Source organism: Vibrio sp. 1069 (genome assembly GCF_033340555.1).
The window spans coordinates 1-558 of the sequence record NZ_JAWOWP010000765.1 but is presented as its reverse complement, the minus strand read 5'-3'; the positions used below and the strand labels follow the sequence as shown (position 1 = coordinate 558).

General features: G+C 52.5%; 1 protein-coding gene. It reads left to right on the top strand.

Translation table 11 applies throughout. From position 1 onward, the window contains the following. Window positions 1-253: 253 nt before the first annotated feature. A partial coding sequence (locus tag R7040_RS28930) for a DNA replication terminus site-binding protein (RefSeq protein WP_318097964.1) occupies window positions 254-558 on the top strand: 305 nt, incomplete at its 3' end.

The window sequence follows — 558 nt, the reverse complement described above, 5'->3', positions numbered from 1 at the left end:
AGGGTGCCAGCCCCACCCCAGCAGTCCCCCTCAGCCACATTTCTGGCTTGCCCCGCGCTTTTCTTCTTTCTCTCTTTTTCTCTCTTTTTCTCTCTCTTTCTCAATCTAATCTCACACACGAAGGTCAAACAGGGCACCCGCCGACGCGAAGCGGAGGCGTATTCTTGCCCCTCCCCCTCGTTGCATGATGGTCTAAATCTGTCTACTATGTAACCAATGAACTGTTAGAACAAACCCACACATAGGCGGCAGCATGGCTAAAAACTTCATATCAGAACAATTCTCGGCCATGTGCCGCGACTTAACGAACCTGTCCTCTCTTATCAAACGACTACCGCCACGGTACGCAAAAGTTGCGGCCATCCCTCCTACCGGAAAAGGAATGGAGAACGAGCCCGTCAACAAGATTGTCGTAACTGAACAAACTGGGCGCGAAGCTCTTGAGCTGGCAGCGCACAGCTACAGAGATCTTCACATCAACCCAGACTATTCGCAGAAGTCTGCCAGGCGCACCGTGGGGGTACTCTGGTTCTCCCCTTCCAGGATTGGTGTAGCTGA